Below are 18,535 nucleotides of genomic sequence, written 5' to 3'. Positions count from 1 at the left end.
ACAACCATAGCATGCTTCTGAATGCGTGGAATCGTTGCAATTCACCCTTTTGTGGTTGAAGTCAGGGCAGAATCGCCGTTATTTCAGTGATTGGTGTGATGTAATGTAAATCGCGAAAAAGTTAACATTGAGCGTGTTCTTTTTATTCTGTGATGATGTGTTATTTTCCTGTGTGACCGAACATCCTGCATCGACTGAAGTGCACACTGCGTGGCTGAAGCCGCCGCGGGCAGGCCGTCCGTCGGTTTTTCGATATCCACGGTTCGATATCTCGATATGGATGAGCGGGGGCGTTACAGTGCGGATTTGCCGGTGAGGTGGCGATAAAGTTCCGGGTCGACGGGCTTGATGAGTTTGAGCGTGGAGATGACCACCTTGGATTCCTTGTCATCCTCGCCGACATTGACGGACTCGTGCACATCGTGCAAGGACACCGCATTGCCGACGAAGTAGTATGAGGTTTCCTTTTTCCTCCGCCTTGCGCCGGATGAAAATCGGCACGAAATGGCGATCCTGCCATGCCGAAGTATGCTCGGTTCCGTCAAGAAGCCATTGGAATTCGTTGGACCTCAGTGAACGGTTGTTCTTACTGAACCATTCTATTTCGCCGGAGTCGAGAAAACGGTCGCCATATTGACTCGCCTCGTATTTGATGAAGATCGGCAATGTGCCGGTAGCGGAGTCGAGCTTGTAGCCGCCGACGTTTTGCGGAACCTGTTCGGTCCGCCAGCCGCACAGTCGCATTACGTCGAAAACACTGTATTTCTCGCCATAGATGAATCCATGATGCTGAACGATTCGACGTTTCGTTGCGTTCCGCTCCAGAGTCAGCGCGTTGTACAAACCGGCTTTGACGGTATCCGCAAAGAACAATCTGAACGTCGGATTATCCAGCTGCGCCACAAATGCGTCGGAGAGTCTGCAGCGCCCGCCGTCATCGACGGCGATAAGCGCAGTCCGCCCGAAACGCTGGTTGTTCGCGGCGATGAAATACGAGTAGTCAAGCGTTGCCAACGCGGAACGCCACTGCGACTCGCTGTTATCGGCGCCAGGAAAAAGCTCTGAAAGCAACTCCTGAAGATCGGCAATGCCCAACGAATCCAAAGTCCTGGCGAAATCAAACGCCGCAGCCGTCCGCCCGCTGCACTCGGGATCGATCGCACTCCAGTCCAATCCGCACAACACCGCCAGAATCAACAGCTCATGAGGTCTCAATCCACGAAGCTGAGTGGCGGTCAGCATCTTCAACATGCCATTTTGCACATCGGAAGTCGGTTCAAGCCTCTCCAGATACGAAACGGTCGCATGCCTACCGCGGGAAAGACTCCTCTCGCGAGAACGCACGAACGAAAGATAATCATCATTCTTCGCGGCCATGGTGAATACCAGCGAAGCGTCACGTCGCGCAAAATCCATCAGCATCGGAATGCGGCCCAACTCGTACCTCATCTGCTGGTATTGGCGACTGAGCAGCTGCATATTCGACAAATCGGCGGTATCAAGCGAAGCCAACACGCGCTCGCGGGCGATTGCGTCGAAGCTGATCGAAGAAATGCCGATCGTCTCGCGCTGCAGGTTCTTGCGAGCGACGTCACGATCGCCGGTATTGCCGTACAACGCGATCGGAATCAGATAATTATTCGCATAGTTGCCGATGAAATCGATGACGACAACCGAATCCTTGCCACTCGCCTTACGCAGACCACGACCAAGCTGTTGCGTGAAGATGATGCTTGACTGCGTTTGCCGGAGCATCACGATCTGGTTGATATGCGGAATATCCACACCTTCGTTGAACAGATCGACCGTAAAAATGTAATCCAGCTCGCCGTTTTCCAGTTGTTCGACGGCGAGATCCCGCTCCGCTTGGGAATCCTCGCCGGTAATCGCCTTTGTGCGATACGGACGTTCCGCCTGCTGGTTGACCTGCTGATTGAACAAGGCGGACAGGCGTTTCGCCTCCTCACGTCGACTGCAGAAGACTAGGCCCTGCACATCGGTGCCGGCTTCGCTGTACAGCTGTATTTTGTCGATGATATACCGCACGCGGTTCGCACTGGTGAGCTCCTCGATCCAACGGGACAGATCGTTGCGTTCCCGGTCGGTCCAGTCATGCGTTTTGACTCGTTTGCCAAGCAAATCGCCATCCGGGGCTTCCTGAATGTACTCGTGAACCCCGTAGTAATGGAATGGGCAGAGCATGTTCTCTTCGAGCGCCCGTTGCAGACGAATCTCATACGCCACGTTGTTGCCGAACAGTTCGAAGATATTGGCTCCGTCGGTACGTTCCGGCGTTGCGGTCATACCGAGCATGAAGCCGGGGGTGAAGTGGTCGGTGATCCGCCTATACGAGTCGGCCGCGGCATGGTGCACCTCATCGATCAGGATGTAGTCGAAATCGTCTTTGCCGAACTGCGCAAGCACTTCCGGGCGGGACATCGTCTGCACGGTCGCAAACACGTATTTGCGATCATGCTCCTTGCTGGTGCCGGAAAACAGGCCAATCTCCTCGTCGGAACAGCCGAGCACCTTCCGATACGATTCCTCTGCCTTCCTCAGGATCTGCTCCTGCTGTGCAATGTACAGCATGCGTTTTGGCCTGAATTGACGGACATCGAATGCGGAGAGATACGTCTTGCCTGTGCCGGTCGCGGAAATGATGATCGCACGGCTTTCACCCTGCTTGCGTAGTTGCGCAAGATTCATCAGCGCCTCGACCTGCATGGCGTTCGGCGTGATGGTGTCGGAACCGTGCGTTTGCCCGCGGCTCGGTTGACGCGGTGGTGCGTATTTGTTGAAATCCTCCTCATACAGTTTGAGCCAGGCTTCGGTGAGTGGTTTCGATTCGCTGATTTGGGAGTCGATTTCAGCGGTGAGCTGTTCGGCCAGACCGCTGGTATCGGTGGTTGCGACTTTCAGGTTCCATTCGCGATTGGAATTCAGTGCGTTGATGGTGAGGTTGGAGCTGCCGATATATGTGGAATAGAGTGGTTCGTCATCATCCGAATGGTGAAAGACGTAGCCCTTCGGATGATACGGGGAATCAGTGGTGGCTTCGGTTCCATCCGTCTGGCCGGGCTGCCAGATCTGTACCTGGATGCCTGTCTCCCGCTGTAGCTTCAGTAGCTCGGCGAAAGCCTTTGGCGAGTTGAAATAGTTGAAGGTGGACGTGATGATCCGACCGGAACGATGGTCGTTGTTATCCGCGAAATCAAGGAAGTTCTGCTTCAACATCTGCAGTGCGCCCTGGCTGACGAAGGCGACCGACATGTCGAAATCCTGACTGCGGCCAAGTTCATCCTTGATCGCATGCTCCATGGTCCTGCCATCATGGTTCGCAATCAACGTCGGCTCGTATTGTGGATCGACATCATCTTTCTTCTCCACGAAGCCTGAAAGAAGTGCCTCGACCAAGGAAGAATTCCGCTGCCGGTCATCGTCCACCATCATCCGCCATCACTTCCTGTTGAAATCCATCGCGGAGATCAATCGCACCGCTTCGCGGTCGGCGGGCGCCCAATCCAACGTGAGCATCTCACTTGGCGAAAGCCAACGGATCGCATGATGTTCCGTCAGGTGGGGAGTGCCGCTCAGCAGATGGCAGACGAACGAGGTGAGCACGACGGTGCCGAAATCGTAATCGTGAGAGGACGTGCACACTTCATCGACGACTTCGATCTCGCACAGCAGCTCCTCCTCGATTTCGCGATGCAGGGCTTCCCGTGCGGTTTCGTACGGTTCGATCTTGCCGCCGGGGAACTCCCAGAAACCGGCCAATGATTTGCCTTCGCCACGTTGAGCGCACAACACCTTGCCATCGCGCACAATGGCGGCACCCACGACGTTGATGATGTTGCGTGGCTGTTGCACGTCGGCGGTTGTTTTGGTCACGGCGCTCTCCTTCGCCCTTCAGCAGAGGAAATCAGGACCAGGATACAACGGGGAAGATTTCGCCTGGCCCGGAGCGGATCGTGGATCTGCCGTGGAACGCGCCGAGATGATACTTTAGCGGGTATTGCTAGACTTCGAACGGATATGTCAAGCCCCAGTCGGCACGCAGCGAATCCATGAGTTCCATGATGCGCAGGGTGTCGGCGTGGGGCATGGCCTCGCATTCGCGATGGCCATCAAGCATGGTCTGCGCGGAGGCCACCACTTCATACTCGTAACCGGTCAGCTGTGGCGGAACGTCGTAATGGGCCTTGACCTGATGATTGCCGTCATACACGTCGATCGAGGCGACGTTGTTGATGTTCTCGCAGGTCAGATAGCCGTCCGTTCCCCAAACGGCTCCCATGCGATCGGAATGGCACAGAATGGAGCTTTGCGCCGTGGCCGCCACGCCGTTCTCATAGTGGAACGTCATGGAATCATATGCATCCACGCCGGTCTCATATGGTTGCATCGACGATTCCATGCGCGCGATCGGCGCATTGTGCATGATCATATCGATGAAGTTGATCGGATATACGCCGACATCCAATAGTGCGCCGCCGGCCAAGGCCGGATCGGTGATGCGCGCCTTCGCCGTGGTGGGGTAGCACAGATTCGCGTTGATGGCCGTCACCTCGCCGATGACCCCGGACGCGATGATATCGTCGATCATCATGCGCGACGGCATGTAGCGCGTCCAGATCGCCTCGGCGCATAGCATGCCGGTCTCACGCGAAACGTTCAGCATCGCGCGGGTCTGCGCCGCATTCGCGCCAAAGGCCTTCTCGACCAGCACGCCCTTGCCGGCCCTCATGCACAGCATGGCCTGTTCGGCATGCAGGTTATGCGGGGTCGCGATATAGACCAGATCCACGTTCGGGTCGGCGGCAAGCTCCTCATACGAGCCATATGAAACAGGGAAGCCATACTGTGCGGCAAAGGCGGCTGCGCGCTCGCCGTCGCGTGCCGCGACCGCATACGGCGCGACCAGATCCGCATAACGCGGATCGGCCGCCATCTTCACCAACGTATCGGCCATGCTCCGCGCAATCCGACCTGCGCCGAGAATGGCTACGTTCACCTGTGCCATGAGAGTCCTCCTTGAACCGTCCGATTCCGTCAAGCCGCGTTGCCAAGCACCAGTTTACGCCGAATGATCCTGGGTCCTTTGCCATAATGGGGCCGTGGCAGGAAAAAGAGTCGAAAAGTACGAGCGTGGCACCCGCAGCTACATCATGTCGCATATTCGGGGCGAAAACACGTCGATCGAAACGCTCGTGCGTAGTTTCCTGTTCGCCAAGGGCCTGCGGTTCCGCAAGAACGACAAACGATACCCGGGGCACCCCGATGTGGTGCTGCCGAAATACCATACCGTCGTGTTCGTCAACGGATGCTTCTGGCATATGCATGAGGGATGCACGAAGCATTCCATGCCGAAGTCGAACGTGGAATTCTGGAGCGCAAAACTGGTGCGCAACCGTGAACGAGACATCAAGCAGCATGCCGAACTTGAGGCGATGGGCTGGAAGGTGATCGTCGTATGGGAATGCGAACTCGGCAAGAAGGTGCGCGAGGAACGGCTCGAACGGCTATATCGCGAGATCGTGGGGAATGCCGTCGACCCGGATGATGGCGCCGTCGATACCGAGCGTGAAAATCCCGATGTTTGAAGGATTCTCGCGCGTTATATGGGCAACGTCCGCGAATGGCAGACGGCTTGTCGTGTCTCGCAGTTAGAACCGAGATATGGGAAACGCTGAAGATACCGCACAAACCGTTGCTGCCGCCGCATTGCCGCGGATGTCGTACCGCGCGCAAATCGCCAATCCGTTCCGCGCCATGGTTTTCGGCGCGATGGCCGATGAGATGATTGCGGCCGGCACCGACGTCGTCAAGCTGAGTCTGGGTGAACCGGATTTCGGCGCCCCACCTGCGGTGCGCGATGCGATGCGTGAACAGTACGATGGCCGCCCGCTGCCGTACACCGCCGCGATGGGTCTGCCGGAACTGCGTCAGGCGATTTCCGACTTCTACAGGGAGCGTCACCACGTCGACGTCGATCCGAAACGTATTGCGATCACCGCAGGCGGATCCACGGCACTGCTGCTGTCAGCCGCACTGACGGTGAACGAGGGGGACGAGGTGCTGATCGCGGACCCGTCCTACCCGTGCAATCGCGAGCTGGTGCGCGCGTTCGGCGGCAAGGTGGTGGATGTGCCGACTTCCGCAGCCACCCGATTCCACCTGACGCCGGAGCTGTGCAGGGAATACTGGTCGGAACGCACCAAGGCCGTGATGATCACCTCACCGTCCAATCCGACCGGCACCACCATCGCCTTCGATACGTTGAAGGCCGTATGCGATCTGGCCCGTGAGCGTGGCGTATGGCGCATCGTCGACGAGACCTACCTGGACCTGGCCGACCGCGAGCCCGACGGTTCCGAGGTGAAGTCCGTGCTGGCATGCGACCCGGACGCCATCGTCTGCTCGAGCTTCTCCAAGTTCTTCGGCATGACCGGTTGGCGCTTGGGATGGATGGTCGTGCCCGAGTATGCGCTCGAAGCCATGGACGACCTTTCCACCAACTTCTTCCTGTGTGCGCATACACCCACCCAGCATGCGGCGCTCGCATGCTTCACTCCGGAGACGTTGGCCATTTGTGAGGAGCGCCGTCAGGAGCTGCTGGCGCGTCGTCGTATCGTGGTTGATGGTCTGGCCGAGATCGGTCTGCCGCTGGAGGTCGAGCCGAATGGCGCGTTCTACGCGTACTTCAACATTTCCGGTACGGGGCTGGACGCGTGGACGTTCTGCGAGCGTGCCTTGAAGGAGGCGCATATTGCGCTGACCCCGGGCCGTGACTTCGGCGAGGCGACGGCCGATACGCACGTGCGCCTATCGTATGCGGCCTCTCGTGAGGCTTTGCGTGAGGGGCTGAAACGTCTCGGTGATTTTGTGGCCGGGTTGCGTGCCGCACAGAGGTGACATTTTTGCCTGATCGTCTTGACAGGGCATGTCGCACAGGCACTTAATCGCTTAAGTTGCTATGCTGTGGAAGCATGGTCAACTTACGTTCGCACGCCACGAGACTCGGCGTGCTTGATATCGGTTCGAATACGGTACACATGCTCATCGTCGATGCGGCTCCGGGCGCCAGGCCCGAACCGGAGGCGAGCGTGAAGAGCACGGTCCGTTTGATGCAGTATCTCAAGGAAGACGGCACCATCAGAAAGGCCGGCGTCGAAGCCGTGCTCGAGGCCGTGCACAAGGCGATGAAACTCGCCGAGGAGTATGAGATCACCCAGTTGCTCGTGCTCGCCACCTCGGCATTGCGTGAGGCGCCCAACGGCGGCAGGATCCTGCGTCGCATCGAGGAGGCCATCGGTCAGCCGGTCACTGTGCTGTCCGGGGTCGATGAGGCCCGGCTTACCTTCCTGGCCGCTCGCCGCTGGTATGGATGGGACGCCGGCCGTCTGCTCGTGCTGGATATCGGCGGGGGGTCGCTTGAGGTGGCCATGGGTTCCGATGAAGACCCGACCGTGGCGCTGAGCGTGCCTGCGGGCGCCGGCCGCGTCACCCGTGAATTCCTGCCGGAGAGCGGCGTCGCCGATGTGGAGGAGCTTGAAAGGGCCCGCAAGCAGATTCGTAAGATTCTCAATCCGATGGTCGAGGCGTTCCCCAAGTCGAAGCATCCGATGCATGCGGTCGGCACGTCCAAGACGATTCGTTCGCTGGCTCGCCTGGCCGGTGCCGTGTTGCGTCAGCCGGGCCGCGTGGACACGTCGGTGATGACCAGGGACCAGCTTGAGGATTGGTTGCCGCGTCTTGCCTCGATCTCGCCGGATCAGCGTGTGGCATTGCCGGGCGTCACGCCGGAGCGTACGTATCAGATCGTCGGCGGCGGCTTGGTGATTGATGAGATCATGCGTGCGCTTGACGTCGAGGAGATCGAGATCTGCCCGTGGGCTCTGCGCGAAGGTGCGATTCTGCGCTGGCTTGACCAGTTCGGGCGCACAAGATTGGGATTCTGACCTCAAGCGGCATCGATGCGTTATGCGTTCAGCGCTTCGAGCTGCTTCTTGGCCTTATGGAGCTTGGCGAAGATCTCGTTGCGCTGTTCGGGGTTCTTGGCGCGCTGATGGTCGCGTGTGAGCTTGTCGATATCGGCTTGCAACTGCGCGACCTGCGTATGGCGCACGATGCGCGCGTCCAGATTCGCGGGGTCGGGGGATTCGAAAATCACCTGCGAGCACAGCGACTCCCATAGCGCGTCCATTGAATCGACCGACAGGTCGTCGATCAGCAGCATCGCCTCTCCGGCTGTGGTCCATGCCGAAGAGAACACCTTGAACGTCGGTGTATGCCCGGCACGCCCCGGAAGCGCTCGGCGGACGGCAAACGCGCATTCCTGCCGCGTAGTGCCTTCGAAATCGGCGTCGCGTACGCAGGTGAATACGATGCCCGATTTGCGTTGCGCCGCAATCAATTCGATGATTTCCGACGGAATCGTGGCATTTGTGCCATGCAGACGCAGTCCGATCACCAGTATTTCCGGAATGCGCGCGCCCTGTGCGAGCGAAATGTTCGAGGCACGCAGCAACGCGATCATCGTGATCGCTTCGATGTCGTTGACCAGTCGTTGCTTCGTCTTGGCGGAAAGCGGCGCCTTCGCGGCGAACAGTCCTTTCGGCAGGTTCGCTTTCCCGGCGGGAATCGCGGCGGAGTTCGGCAAGCCGAGGGTGAGTGCGGTAACCGAGCCGCAGGAGGCGATCGTCATTGCTGGCCTTCTTTCGTACGAATGGCGTTCGAATCGTGCGTAAGCGTTTGTTGCCAGTAACTCTATCTCATAAACGTTGCCGAATGGCGGAACGGCGCGTTCGGGGAGACTATCCTCGAACGCGCCGTTCCGGATTGGGGCATTCCTGGCAGGGTAATGGCTTACTTGGCCTCTTGCTGCGCGGCGGCTGCCATCACGGCGAGCTGTTGCGGCGTGTACTTGTCGCGCTTGAATTCGGAGACGAAGTAGAGGGCGACGATCAGCAGTTCGATGGCGGGCAGGATGAAGGAGAACTGCATGGTGACCGCGTCGGATAACGCGCCCTGCAAGGTCGGCAGTACGGCACCGCCGACCAGTGCCATCACGATGATCGCGCCGGCGGTTTCGGTATGGCGGCGATCTTCGACGGTGGACAGCGTGCGGGCGTAGATGGTCGGCCAGCCCGGTCCGAGGAACAGGCTCACGGCCACGGCGGCCCACACGGCGCTCATGCCCGGCAGGAACGCGACGCACAGCAGCGAGACGCAGCCGAGCGCCATGAACGTGGCGAGTACGCGGGTTTCACGGGAGCGGGACAGCAGGTAGCTGGCGAGCAAACGGCCCACGAAGAAGACCACGTAGCTGAAGATCATGAAATCGGCGGCCTTGCGGTCGGTCATCGAGCTGCCACCCTGATTGAGTGCGAGGCGGATGGTGAAGGACCAGATGCCGGTTTGTGCGCCGATGTAGATGAACTGCACGCCGATGCCCTTGAGGAAGCGACGGTTATGGGACAGATAGCGCAGGGTCTCGCTCAGCTTGACCTTGTTCTCGCCGGCGGTGCCGGTGGCGTTGGCGGCGGTGGTCGGGCGGCACTTCGGGAACTTGGTGATGGCGAACAGCACAATCAGCACGGCCAGCGCGATCAGCAGGTACTTGTAAGGCTCCAGCGTGCGTGCGAGCTGTTCGGCGCCATACGCCTTGGCCTCGGCCGGGGCCATCTTCGCCATCGTGGCGTGCAGATTGGAATCCTGGAACACCAGGTACTTGCCGAGCAGGATGCCGGTGATCAGGCCGAGGGCGTTCATGGTCTGCGCGATGTTCAGGCGTACGGTGCCGAGCCGCTTCGGTCCCATCAGCGTGGCGTATGTGTCGGCGGAGGTCTCAAGGAAGCTCAGGCCGATCGCCTCCACGAAGATGGCGAACAGGAACACTTCGTAAGTGACCAGTCGCGAGGCGGGGAAGAAGATGAAGCAGCCCACCGCGAAGAAGCTCAGACCCGCGATGATGCCGAGCTTGTAGCTGAATTTCTTGATGAACAGCGATGCCGGAATGGCGATGAGGAAGTAGCCGCCGTAGAACGCGCTTTGCACGAAGGCGGTGGCGAGATCGCTCAAGGAGAACACGGCTTTGAACTGGGTGATGAGAATGTCGTTCAGGCTCGAGGCGATCGCCCAGATGGCGAACAGCACCGAGGTCATGGCGAACTGCAGTACCGGGGTGCGGTCGAGATATCCGTCGGGGAATTCGATCCAATGCTGCTTCTTTGGCTGTACGCCCTCGGAAGCGGGATCGGTGGGGTTGGTGGCATCGATCGTCCGTGCGTCGATTGGCCGTGTCATGGTTGCCTTCTTCTGTGATGTGCAACCGTAGCTTGTATGGGGTTTGGGATGGTCCTAAACGTTACGGTTGCGTTTGTTTCAACGTTGTTCGCCTGGCGTGAGGCACTGTGCGTGTCGCCCGCCGGTGGAGTGTCGCCGTAACCCGCAATATGTTTGCTTAGGCCAACGAAATCGATGTGCATTGCGTTTGGTGCGCATCGAAGGGTTTTTGATTATGGTTATCTGGTGATTGGTCGGTGCATGGGTGGCATGTGATGCTGCTGTGCGACGGCCATTGCCGTAGCCGGACTACAGCACTTGGCAGAATTCGATGATTTCGTGATTCGGCCCGAGTACGTTGAAGTAGCGGATGCCGTTCTCGTGGAATGTGTCGATATGCTGCACCGAACCTTCCACGAAGTTCAGCCCCAGCTTCCCGGCTTCCTCGAACGCCTTGTCGATGTCGGTGACGTCGAGCGCGAAATGATTGATCGCGCCGGTCATGTTCGCCGGCTGGTCCATGGTCCACACTTCCAGCGTGAGATTGTTCAGATGCAGGAACGTGCAGCGGTCTTCGCCGTTCGGGTAGATGCCTTCGCATTCGAAGCCGAGCCTCTCGTAGTATGCGATGGTGCCTTCGAGATCATTGGTGGGAATGCCGACGTGACCGACTCCGGTGATGTGTTCGCGAACGCTCATATGCAAGCCTCCATTGCCTGGCTATATTTTTCTGGTTCAACGGCTGTTGTCGAACCGAATACAACAATATCACTTTCTTCGTCAATGGAAAACGTTTTCTGATTTCGATGTGTCAAAGGATTGACGTGAGATGTTGGGAATGCTTGTGGAAGGGGCTGGCGCTATGCCGTGGGTTTTGTTCTGTGGGCTTATCCGTGACTGCGACACGCCGTGATTTGGCAATTGGGGTTGATTCGCGTATTGTTTCTTCTTGCGGCGATCAGAGCCTAGGTGAAACGCCCGGTCCCATTCCGAACCCGGAAGCTAAGGCCTAGTACGGCGATGGTACTGCACTCGGAAGGGTGTGGGAGAGTAGCGCGTCGCCGCGTTTACTCTTTATAATCCCGAGTTGAGCACAGCTCCTCGGGATTTTTGCTATACATGGCTTTGCCTGCGGCTTAAGCAGGATTTTCCACGGAATGGACGAATAATCCTGTGCTAGCGTTCCTCATGGAATACGACCCACGATGTTGGACGATGCCTGGGGGTGAGGATCGTGGCGTATCAGATTACTGTGAACAAGCGGCAAGGGCGTCTTCTGCGTTATGAATGGCGCTTGGAGCGTGAGGAAGGCGGTTTCTTCACCACGGTGGGAACCGGCAGGGGCCTGTTTCGCAGGAGCGCCAAGAAATCCGCACTTCGGGCGATGAAGCGTGAAAAGCGTCGCTCTGTGAAGTGAGGCCGGCGCCACAGGCTTGTACCAGGGGCTTCAAGGCCTTGGTGCCCCAGATAGGAATCGAACCTACGACACCTTCTTTAGGAGAGAAGTGCTCTATCCACTGAGCTACTGAGGCAACGAAGATATATTGTACACACCTTGCGGACGTGGCATGTGCAAAGGAGGTGAATACGGGCGAGATTTCCGCCGTGATGCGGTAGGGTAGGGGCGTTGCGCGGCTCGCGTTCGCGCCGTCATCGGCTGGATTCGCGACATCATGCCGCATGCGCAAGGGAGGAACTATGGCTCAGGCAGCGAAACCACGCACGACCCGATCGGCCGGACCGGTCCAGCCGATTCGGGTGATGAAAGGGCGCAGATCGCATCATGTGCGCAACTTCATCTTCGGCATTCTGGCCGGGATCTTCGCGTTCGCCTCCCTGCTCGGTACGGTCACCCACATTCTTCCGGAGTCGATTCAGGCATGGCCTTACATGCCGGTCGTCGTGTCGTTGGTGCCGTGGTTCGCGCTTCTTGCCATCGTCGCCTTGATCCTCGCCGTGATCTCAAGACGTGGGTTCGCCGCAATCATGGCGATTGCCGCGATCGGATTGCAGATATGGTGGCAGTATCCGTTCTTCTACAATCAGACGAGGTTGCCTCGGGCCGCGGTCGCGGCGGTTTCCGGCTCTGCCACGAATACGGATGACGGATATGCCCGCCTGATGACGTGCAACGTATATAAAGGACAGGCCGACGCGCAGGAAATCGTCGATCTGGTGAAAAGCGAGCATGTGGAGGTGCTCGCCCTGCAGGAGACCACGGATGATTTCGTGGATGAATTGAACAGGGCCGGCATCGCCGATTATCTGCCGTACTCGCAGGTTTCCAGCTCGGATGGCGTCTACGGCAATGGTTTGTGGTCGGCGACGCCGCTCGGCGACCCTGCGGATGACGATGTGGATTCCAGCGCCTCGTTCATGCCGGGTGGCACGGTGGGTTTCAACGGCGGTACCACGCCCGTCCGCTTCGTCTCTGTGCACACCACTTCGCCGACCCGGAGTCGTTGGCAGCAGTGGAAACGTTCCTTGGACGAACTGGCGCGCATGAAATTCAATACCGATACCCGTTACATTTTCATGGGTGATTTCAATGCCACCTATGACCATACGCCGTTCAGGGATTTTCTGGGGGATCGCTTTATCGACGCGTCCCGGCAGGCCGCCGGCGGATTCGTGTTCTCGTGGCCGGCGGATATCGATTATGTGCCGACCTTCGCCGGAATCGACCATATCGTGCTCGACTCCGGCATGGTGGCGGGGCAGGTGAAGTCGGAGAAGATTGACGGCTCCGACCATAAGGCCCTGCTGGCGACGGTGCAGATCGGCTAGTTCAGGACAGGTTGTCCTGCGTGCCTGCGGTATTCGCGGCGGTGGCCTGCTCGGCCTGGGCCGCGTCAAGCTTGGCCCGGACCTCGCCCAGCAGGCTCTGGGCCCGCTGGGCAAGAGCCTCACCGATTTCCCACTGACGCATGGACTGGTCGAGGTTGAGGCCTCCCGCCTCCAACGCCTGCACTGCCTGGATAAGCTTGTCTCGTGCCTCCTCATACGGCATCTGTTCGATGGCCTCGCGTTCCTTATCGGTGAGGCTGGAGGCCGGGGTGGTGGTTTCACTGGTCATGTCGACTCCTTGAATACGGTCTCTCCCTCGGCAAAGGGAGGAGAAAAGGGGAATTAATGGGTTCGGTGATTCATGCGGTCGCGGTTTTGACTTCGGAGACGACCACGCCATGCTTCAGGGTCATGGTGAGTTCATCCCCCGGTTTGACGTTGGCTGCGTCGTCCAGCACGTGTCCGTCGGCGCTTTGGATCACCGCATAGCCACGATTGAGGGTGGATTGCGGGCTGAGTGCCGTCAGTGATGCGCGCGAGCGTTCGATGGTCAGGCTTGCGTCGTCGAGGATGCGGGTCAGTCCGATTCTCATGCGGTTCCTGGCGTCGTCAAGGAACCGCTGGTGCGGTTCCAACATGGTCAGCGGTTGCGTCAGGCTCGGCCTGTTCGCATAACCTTCGACCAGTCGCATCTCGTTGGCGATTGTGGCGTCGATGCGCATGCGCATGCGCTGCAGGTTCACGTTGACCAGTTGCGTTTGTTCGTTGACGTCCGGCACCACCTTCTTGGCAGCGTCGGTCGGTGTGGAGGCGCGCAGGTCGGCGACCAGATCAAGCAGGGTCCAATCATCCTCGTGCCCGATGGCCGAAATCAGAGGGGTCTGTGCCGTCGCGGCGGCACGCACCACGTTCTCGTCGGAAAATCCGATGAGGTCTTCGAAGGCGCCGCCGCCGCGGGCCACGATGATCACGTCGACATCCGGATCGGCGTCCATCGCCCGGATGGCGGCGACCACGTCGGACGGACATTGCTCGCCCTGCACATGCACGTGCATCACCTTGAAATTCGCTATCGGCCAACGGAGGCGTACGTTGGTGATCACGTCGCCTTCGGCACGTGCCTGAGGGGCGCAGATCAGGCCGATGCAGTGGGGGAATTCCGGCAGCGGCATCTTGCGGTCGATGTCGAACAGGCCTTCGCCCTTGAGTTTTTTGCGCAGTTCGTCGATCATCGCCTTCAGGCTGCCTCCCGCGCCGGCCGCGATGATCGCGTCACCTCTGAGCGAAAGCGAAGTGCGTTTCATCCACAGGTTCGGCTTGCCGTGGATGATTACGCGGTCGCCCTGCACGAACGGCGTGGCGGCCGCCGCAAACTGGCCGAAGCCGTTGACCTCCATCGCGATGTCCTGGTAGTCGTCACGCAAGGTGAGGTAGGCGCTGCCCGCACGGCGGGTGTTGATCTGTGTGATCTGGCCGGCCACCCATACGGAGGGCCAGCGTTCCACTGCCATATGGAATTTCTCGCTGAGCATACTTACCGGCCAGGGATTGTCCGCTGTGGTTTCGCTGGCAAGGCGGGGAAGCTGTTCGGGCTGCTTGAGGCCCGGATGTGGCTGTGACTGCGTTGCCATGGGGTTGTATCCCGGAGTCCAAGTCATGATGTCAAGATTCCTCCATCTTGCGGACAATGCCGGGCGGTGTCGACGTGCGTCACGGTATGGGCCGCACGCGGTTGCGTGCGCCTGCCCCCGCGTATATAGTCCTCTGTGGAGCAAATGCCAAAACGACACTCCGTGCCGCTGTCGTTACCTTTGTCACACAAATCGGATAATGGCGGAATGAAGCCAAAAAAATCCATATTTAGTTTTCGTGGCGGCGTGCCGCCACTAGATATAGTGCTGGGGATGACGTAGAGTACTTGAAGTCATACAAAAACAGGACATGCGATGCGAAGCATGAAGACCAGTCGGAAGGCCCGGCTCGGAAAGGACGAGGAATGGAAACTCAGGTTCTGGACGCGATGAACGCGACCTCCGCGACCGCAGCGGAGAAGGTGCTCGTCGAGAAGCGCGATGGTCGTGTGGTCGACTTTGATCCGATCAACATCATCAGCGCGGTGAAGTCCGCCTTCGCCGATCTTGACAAGAAAATCGGTCCGCAGGAAGAGCAGATGATCCGTGACATCGCCAATCAGGTCGAGGCCGAGATCAAGGATCGCTACAACGGTCCCGCCAAGATCGAAGACATTCAGAATCTGGTGGAGCATGGCCTGATCGAGGATCATCTGTATGACGTGGCCCGCACCTACACCAACTACCGTCTGAATAAGGATATCGAGCGCGCCAAGGCCACCGACATCAACGAGGCGGTCAGCCGACTGGTGAACCGCGACGAATCCCTGGTGCGCGAGAACGCCAACAAGGATTCCAATGTGTACTCCACCCAGCGTGACCTGCTGGCCGGTGCGGTCTCCAAGGCGTCCGCCTTCTCCATGCTGCCGGATGCCGTGTCGAATGCGCATATGAAGGGCGACATCCACTTCCATGACGCCGATTATTCGCCGTTCACCGCACAATCCAACTGCTCGCTGCCGAACTACTGGGACATGCTCGCCAACGGCTTTACCCTGGGCAACGCCCCGATGGGCTCGCCGAACAGCATCAGCATCGCGGCCACGCAGATCACCCAGATCATGAAGGATGTGGCCTCCAGCCAGTACGGTGGGCAGACCGCCAACCGTGCCGACGAGCATCTGGCCGAATACGCCAAGAAGGATTACGCCAAGTTCCTTGAGCAGGCCCACGAGATCATGCCCGACGACCTGCCGATCGAAATCGCCGAGCGTCAGGTCATGCTGTCCAAGAACGTCGAGCCGAAGCGCCTGCACTTCGAAGCCGACCGCGCTCCGCTGCCGATGGACGAGCCGTTCCACAAGGATGCCGGCCGATTGGAGCAGCTGCGTGAGGTCTGGGCGAAGATTCAGACCCGTAAGGCCATCTACGATGCCATGCAGACCATGGAGTACCAGATCAACTCCAACCGTGTGTCCAACGGCCAGACCCCGTTCGTGACCGTCGGCTTCGGCCTGGGCACCGACTGGTTCTCCCGCGAGGTGCAGCGCGCCATCTTCCTCAACCGCATCCGCGGTCTCGGTTCCGAGCATCACACCGCCATCTTCCCGAAGCTGGTGTTCTCCGTCAAGCACGGCATCAATGCCGACGAAGGCGATCCGAACTACGACATGAAGCAGCTTGCGCTCGAATGCGCCACCAAGCGCATGTACCCGGACGTCATCTTCTACGAGAACATCGTGAAAATCACCGGATCCTTCAAGGCCCCGATGGGCTGCCGTTCCTTCCTGCAGGGCTGGATCGACCCGAAGACCGGCGAGGACGTCGAGGACGGCCGCATGAATCTCGGTGTCGTGACCGTGAACATTCCGCGCATCGCACTGGAATCCCACGGCGACAAGGAACGTTTCTGGAAGATCTTCGACGAGCGCATGGCCGTTGCCCATCAGGCATTGCAGTACCGCATCATGCGATGCAAGCAGGCCGCGCCGGTCAACGCCCCGACCCTGTTCCGCTTCGGCGCGTTCGGTCGTCTCGGCGCTAACGACAGCGTCGACCAGCTCTTCCGCAACGAGCGCGCCACCGTGTCCCTCGGCTACATCGGCCTGTATGAGGCGACCAGCGTGTTCTACGGCAAGAACTGGATGCGCGACCACGGCTGGGATCCGCAGGGCAAGGAATTCGCCCTGTCCATCGTGCGCCGCATGAACGAATTGTGCAAGGAATGGTGCAAGGCCGAGGGCTACCACTATTCCGTGTATTCCACGCCGGCCGAATCCCTGACGGACCGCTTCAACCGCATGGACCGCGAGAAGTTCGGCGAGGTGGAGGGCGTGACCGACCACGACTTCTACACCAACTCCTTCCACTACCCGGTGTGGCTGCAGCCGACCCCGATGGAGAAGCTCAACTACGAGAAGGATTTCCCCTATCTCGCTTCCGGCGGTTTCATCAACTACTGCGAGTTCCCGTGCCTGCAGGCCAATCCGAAGGCGCTCGAGGCCGTGTGGGATTACGCCTACAACATCGGCATCGGCTACCTTGGCACGAACACCCCGATCGATCACTGCTTCGTGTGTGGTTTCCAGGGTGACTTCGAGCCGACCGAGGAGGGCTTCAAGTGCCCGGAGTGCGGCAACTCCGATCCGGACAAGTGCAATGTGACCAAGCGCACCTGCGGCTATCTGGGCAACCCGGTGCAGCGCCCGATGGTGCATGGACGCCATGAGGAGATCGCCCATCGTGTCAAGCATATGGGCGGCGAGACCGGCCGTGTCATGCTGCAGGATGGCTCTGAACGTGAATGGTTCGAAGAGGCCAAGTAGGACTGAGACGCCCTTTCTGACAAAGGGCTCCCGGCGAAGCCGGGCACGGGGAGGGACCGGGAATCCGAACTTCACCGATCTCTCCCTCCGTTACGTTCCGCATATGCCTCCCTCGTCAGAGGGAGGATATTTTTTTGTCGAGGAGGCAGATGTGATCAGCAGCGTCAGCACGGCGATCAGGCGACATGATTTCGCGCCGAACGAACATGATCGTGGACCGTTCATCCCCACCGCGCGCTCCAATAACCCCAAGGCCGGCCAGTGGACGAACAAGATGAGCCACAACATGGTGGCCGACTATAAGCGTTTTCTCATGACCGACGGCGAAGGCATCCGCTGCTCGCTGTACGTTTCCGGCTGCCCGTTCCACTGCGAGGCCTGCTACAACTCCTCGATCTGGGATTTCCAGGCCGGCCACGAGTACAACGACAAGCTGGAGGCGCAGATTCTCGAGGATGTTGGGCAAAGCTTCGTGCAGGGCATCACCTTCCTGGGCGGCGAGCCGATGCTCAACACCGGCATACTGATTCCGCTGGCCCGCAGGATTCGCGAACGGTACGGACATACCAAAGACATCTGGTGCTGGACCGGCTACACGTGGGAGGAGCTTATGCGCGAGGGCGAGAGCCCCGACAAGCGTGAACTGCTCGAACTGGTCGACATTCTTGTCGACGGCCGTTATATCAAGGATCTGCACGATTCGCTGCTGCAGTTCCGCGGAAGCTCCAACCAACGCATCATCGACGTGCCGAAATCACTGGAATCCGGCGAAATCGTCATCTGGCCGAAACTGCACGACCAGATTCGCGTCATTCCGGAGATCTATGGTAAGGACCGTGCCGCGGGGGAGGGAGACGCCTCCTGACGGGTGACCCCTTGAAAATTCGGAAACTATACAGGCTGACTAAAATAAATGTCTAAATTATGCGATGTATCGTGCGAATCATGCGGCATGACGGTCGCTTAGGCGTGGGCACAGACTACCATTGCATACTTGGATAACCGGGCCAAGGTCACCCAAGGGAACACGGGGGGAGGCCTTCCGGCACTACGAACAGGCATAGA

At 59.0% G+C, this 18,535-nt stretch carries 13 protein-coding genes, 1 tRNA gene, 1 rRNA gene and 1 pseudogene; 7 read left to right on the top strand and 9 right to left on the bottom strand.

Going from position 1 to position 18,535, the window contains the following annotated elements; genetic code table 11:
- Positions 1-293 precede the first annotated feature (293 nt).
- The 3 genes and pseudogenes from BMOU_RS02550 to BMOU_RS02540 all read right to left on the bottom strand — a co-directional run bounded on the left by BMOU_RS02550 (position 294) and on the right by BMOU_RS02540 (position 5,023).
- Positions 294-3,447, bottom strand: a pseudogene (locus BMOU_RS02550) (DEAD/DEAH box helicase).
- Between the two features lie 9 nt (positions 3,448-3,456).
- Positions 3,457-3,891, bottom strand: a complete 435-nt coding sequence (locus tag BMOU_RS02545) for a (deoxy)nucleoside triphosphate pyrophosphohydrolase (protein WP_034874609.1) — start codon at positions 3,889-3,891, stop codon at positions 3,457-3,459.
- Positions 3,892-4,018: 127 nt separating this feature from the next.
- On the bottom strand, positions 4,019-5,023 hold the full coding sequence (locus BMOU_RS02540; RefSeq protein WP_034874607.1) for a Gfo/Idh/MocA family protein: 1,005 nt from the start codon (positions 5,021-5,023) through the stop codon (positions 4,019-4,021).
- Between the two features lie 94 nt (positions 5,024-5,117).
- Here BMOU_RS02540 and BMOU_RS02535 point away from each other — a divergent pair, with 94 nt between their 5' ends.
- The 3 genes from BMOU_RS02535 (at position 5,118) to BMOU_RS02525 (ending at position 7,961) form a co-directional block, all read left to right on the top strand.
- Positions 5,118-5,603 carry a very short patch repair endonuclease gene (locus tag BMOU_RS02535; RefSeq protein ID WP_034874605.1) on the top strand — a complete coding sequence of 162 codons (486 nt, stop codon included), beginning with the start codon at positions 5,118-5,120 and terminating at the stop codon, positions 5,601-5,603.
- 76 nt (positions 5,604-5,679) lie between these two features.
- A complete protein-coding gene (locus tag BMOU_RS02530) occupies positions 5,680-6,915 on the top strand; it encodes a pyridoxal phosphate-dependent aminotransferase (protein WP_034874604.1) in 1,236 nt (411 codons plus the stop codon).
- A gap of 74 nt (positions 6,916-6,989) precedes the next feature.
- Positions 6,990-7,961 carry a Ppx/GppA phosphatase family protein gene (locus BMOU_RS02525; RefSeq protein ID WP_034874602.1) on the top strand — a complete coding sequence of 324 codons (972 nt, stop codon included), beginning with the start codon at positions 6,990-6,992 and terminating at the stop codon, positions 7,959-7,961.
- A 20-nt stretch (positions 7,962-7,981) separates the two neighbouring features.
- Here the strand turns inward: BMOU_RS02525 and BMOU_RS02520 are convergent, their stop codons facing one another.
- The 3 genes from BMOU_RS02520 to BMOU_RS02510 all read right to left on the bottom strand — a co-directional run bounded on the left by BMOU_RS02520 (position 7,982) and on the right by BMOU_RS02510 (position 10,986).
- Positions 7,982-8,707, bottom strand: a complete 726-nt coding sequence (locus BMOU_RS02520; RefSeq protein ID WP_034874600.1) for a DUF4391 domain-containing protein — start codon at positions 8,705-8,707, stop codon at positions 7,982-7,984.
- Positions 8,708-8,868: 161 nt separating this feature from the next.
- Positions 8,869-10,308, bottom strand: coding sequence for an L-fucose:H+ symporter permease (gene fucP / locus BMOU_RS02515; protein ID WP_081738462.1), 1,440 nt, complete (start codon positions 10,306-10,308; stop codon positions 8,869-8,871).
- Between the two features lie 288 nt (positions 10,309-10,596).
- Positions 10,597-10,986, bottom strand: a complete 390-nt coding sequence (locus BMOU_RS02510; RefSeq protein WP_034874598.1) for a VOC family protein — start codon at positions 10,984-10,986, stop codon at positions 10,597-10,599.
- A 251-nt stretch (positions 10,987-11,237) separates the two neighbouring features.
- On the opposite strand from BMOU_RS02510, the gene rrf reads away from it, so the two are divergent.
- A 5S ribosomal RNA gene (rrf, locus tag BMOU_RS02505) occupies positions 11,238-11,354 on the top strand.
- 389 nt (positions 11,355-11,743) lie between these two features.
- On the opposite strand, the gene BMOU_RS02495 is transcribed toward rrf, so the two are convergent.
- A tRNA-Arg gene (locus BMOU_RS02495) sits at positions 11,744-11,819 on the bottom strand.
- A 166-nt stretch (positions 11,820-11,985) separates the two neighbouring features.
- Between BMOU_RS02495 and BMOU_RS02490 the strand changes: the two genes are divergently transcribed.
- Positions 11,986-13,074 carry an endonuclease/exonuclease/phosphatase family protein gene (locus BMOU_RS02490; protein WP_034874596.1) on the top strand — a complete coding sequence of 363 codons (1,089 nt, stop codon included), beginning with the start codon at positions 11,986-11,988 and terminating at the stop codon, positions 13,072-13,074.
- A 1-nt stretch (position 13,075) separates the two neighbouring features.
- On the opposite strand, the gene BMOU_RS02485 is transcribed toward BMOU_RS02490, so the two are convergent.
- Both BMOU_RS02485 and xseA read right to left on the bottom strand, forming a co-directional pair.
- Positions 13,076-13,363 (bottom strand): exodeoxyribonuclease VII small subunit, encoded by a 288-nt coding sequence (locus BMOU_RS02485; RefSeq protein ID WP_034874594.1) that lies wholly within the window; start codon positions 13,361-13,363, stop codon positions 13,076-13,078.
- A 70-nt stretch (positions 13,364-13,433) separates the two neighbouring features.
- A complete protein-coding gene (gene xseA, locus BMOU_RS02480; RefSeq protein ID WP_034874592.1) occupies positions 13,434-14,732 on the bottom strand; it encodes an exodeoxyribonuclease VII large subunit in 1,299 nt (432 codons plus the stop codon).
- A gap of 338 nt (positions 14,733-15,070) precedes the next feature.
- Between xseA and nrdD the strand changes: the two genes are divergently transcribed.
- On the top strand, positions 15,071-17,470 hold the full coding sequence (gene nrdD, locus BMOU_RS02475; protein WP_034874590.1) for an anaerobic ribonucleoside-triphosphate reductase: 2,400 nt from the start codon (positions 15,071-15,073) through the stop codon (positions 17,468-17,470).
- Positions 17,471-17,621: 151 nt separating this feature from the next.
- Positions 17,622-18,335 carry an anaerobic ribonucleoside-triphosphate reductase activating protein gene (nrdG, locus tag BMOU_RS02470; protein ID WP_081738461.1) on the top strand — a complete coding sequence of 238 codons (714 nt, stop codon included), beginning with the start codon at positions 17,622-17,624 and terminating at the stop codon, positions 18,333-18,335.
- Positions 18,336-18,535 lie beyond the last annotated feature (200 nt).

The sequence above is a fragment of the Bifidobacterium moukalabense DSM 27321 genome (genome assembly GCF_000522505.1).
GTDB classification, from domain to species: Bacteria; Actinomycetota; Actinomycetes; order Actinomycetales; family Bifidobacteriaceae; genus Bifidobacterium; species Bifidobacterium moukalabense.
This window is presented reverse-complemented; position numbering and strand designations above follow the sequence as displayed.

Bases quoted from the DNA above. Each gene is read 5' to 3' on its own strand.
- BMOU_RS02540 (WP_034874607.1), bottom strand. From the start codon at position 5,023: ATGGCACAGGTGAACGTAGCCATTCTCGGCGCAGGTCGGATTGCGCGG.
- BMOU_RS02530 (WP_034874604.1), top strand. From the start codon at position 5,680: ATGGGAAACGCTGAAGATACCGCACAAACCGTTGCTGCCGCCGCATTG.
- BMOU_RS02525 (WP_034874602.1), top strand. From the start codon at position 6,990: ATGGTCAACTTACGTTCGCACGCCACGAGACTCGGCGTGCTTGATATC.
- BMOU_RS02520 (WP_034874600.1), bottom strand. From the start codon at position 8,707: ATGACGATCGCCTCCTGCGGCTCGGTTACCGCACTCACCCTCGGCTTG.
- fucP (WP_081738462.1), bottom strand. From the start codon at position 10,308: ATGACACGGCCAATCGACGCACGGACGATCGATGCCACCAACCCCACC.
- BMOU_RS02510 (WP_034874598.1), bottom strand. From the start codon at position 10,986: ATGAGCGTTCGCGAACACATCACCGGAGTCGGTCACGTCGGCATTCCC.
- BMOU_RS02490 (WP_034874596.1), top strand. From the start codon at position 11,986: ATGGCTCAGGCAGCGAAACCACGCACGACCCGATCGGCCGGACCGGTC.
- BMOU_RS02485 (WP_034874594.1), bottom strand. From the start codon at position 13,363: ATGACCAGTGAAACCACCACCCCGGCCTCCAGCCTCACCGATAAGGAA.
- xseA (WP_034874592.1), bottom strand. From the start codon at position 14,732: ATGACTTGGACTCCGGGATACAACCCCATGGCAACGCAGTCACAGCCA.
- nrdD (WP_034874590.1), top strand. From the start codon at position 15,071: ATGGAAACTCAGGTTCTGGACGCGATGAACGCGACCTCCGCGACCGCA.